The organism is Microbacterium sp. NPDC055599 (assembly GCF_053618975.1).
The window spans coordinates 1-1,908 of sequence record NZ_JBSHIM010000034.1 but is presented as its reverse complement, the minus strand read 5'-3'; the positions used below and the strand labels follow the sequence as shown (position 1 = coordinate 1,908).

Annotated in this window: 1 rRNA gene; it reads right to left on the bottom strand. The window is 54.9% G+C overall.

From position 1 onward, the window contains the following. Positions 1 to 122 precede the first annotated feature (122 nt). A 16S ribosomal RNA gene (locus ACWGQ1_RS18375) occupies positions 123 to 1,647 on the bottom strand. Positions 1,648 to 1,908: the final 261 nt, after the last annotated feature.

Below are 1,908 nucleotides of genomic sequence, written 5' to 3'. Positions count from 1 at the left end.
GCGTACTGAAGAAGAACAACATCCTTCGCACCATGTCAAATGTTCCACCCATGAGCTCCCAGCGAAGAACGTACGCCTTCGATCTGGGTTCTGGACACCCGAAAGTGTCAGATGCTCCTTAGAAAGGAGGTGATCCAGCCGCACCTTCCGGTACGGCTACCTTGTTACGACTTAGTCCTAATTACCGATCCCACCTTCGACGGCTCCCTCCACAAGGGTTAGGCCACCGGCTTCAGGTGTTACCGACTTTCATGACTTGACGGGCGGTGTGTACAAGACCCGGGAACGTATTCACCGCAGCGTTGCTGATCTGCGATTACTAGCGACTCCGACTTCATGAGGTCGAGTTGCAGACCTCAATCCGAACTGGGACCGGCTTTTTGGGATTCGCTCCACCTCACGGTATTGCAGCCCTTTGTACCGGCCATTGTAGCATGCGTGAAGCCCAAGACATAAGGGGCATGATGATTTGACGTCATCCCCACCTTCCTCCGAGTTGACCCCGGCAGTATCCCATGAGTTCCCACCATTACGTGCTGGCAACATAGAACGAGGGTTGCGCTCGTTGCGGGACTTAACCCAACATCTCACGACACGAGCTGACGACAACCATGCACCACCTGTTTACGAGTGTCCAAAGAGTTGACCATTTCTGGCCCGTTCTCGTATATGTCAAGCCTTGGTAAGGTTCTTCGCGTTGCATCGAATTAATCCGCATGCTCCGCCGCTTGTGCGGGTCCCCGTCAATTCCTTTGAGTTTTAGCCTTGCGGCCGTACTCCCCAGGCGGGGAACTTAATGCGTTAGCTGCGTCACGGAATCCGTGGAATGGACCCCACAACTAGTTCCCAACGTTTACGGGGTGGACTACCAGGGTATCTAAGCCTGTTTGCTCCCCACCCTTTCGCTCCTCAGCGTCAGTTACGGCCCAGAGATCTGCCTTCGCCATCGGTGTTCCTCCTGATATCTGCGCATTCCACCGCTACACCAGGAATTCCAATCTCCCCTACCGCACTCTAGTCTGCCCGTACCCACTGCAGGCCCGAGGTTGAGCCTCGGGATTTCACAGCAGACGCGACAAACCGCCTACGAGCTCTTTACGCCCAATAATTCCGGATAACGCTTGCGCCCTACGTATTACCGCGGCTGCTGGCACGTAGTTAGCCGGCGCTTTTTCTGCAGGTACCGTCACTTTCGCTTCTTCCCTGCTAAAAGAGGTTTACAACCCGAAGGCCGTCATCCCTCACGCGGCGTTGCTGCATCAGGCTTCCGCCCATTGTGCAATATTCCCCACTGCTGCCTCCCGTAGGAGTCTGGGCCGTGTCTCAGTCCCAGTGTGGCCGGTCACCCTCTCAGGCCGGCTACCCGTCGACGCCTTGGTGAGCCATTACCTCACCAACAAGCTGATAGGCCGCGAGCCCATCCCCAACCGAAAAATCTTTCCAAACGCAGACCATGCGGTCACGTCACATATCCAGTATTAGACGCCGTTTCCAGCGCTTATCCCAGAGTCAGGGGCAGGTTGCTCACGTGTTACTCACCCGTTCGCCACTGATCCCACAGAGCAAGCTCCGTGTTCACCGTTCGACTTGCATGTGTTAAGCACGCCGCCAGCGTTCATCCTGAGCCAGGATCAAACTCTCCGTAAAAAGAAATTGCATACAACCCGGGGAAAAACCAGGCCGCAGCGAGTTTGAAACTGACCAAAGAGATGACATCATTGCTGACTTCATCCGAATGCCAACCCCCCAAAAGGAGTTGGTCTTTGATCCAAAGGAATTCTCACCCAGCCGAAGCTGAACGAGGATAATTTGGCATTTGACAAGTGCACGCTGTTGAGTTCTCAAGGATCGGATGCTCCCACGACCCAGCCATCACAACCAGGCCCGCAGGGCAACTTCTCTATCTTA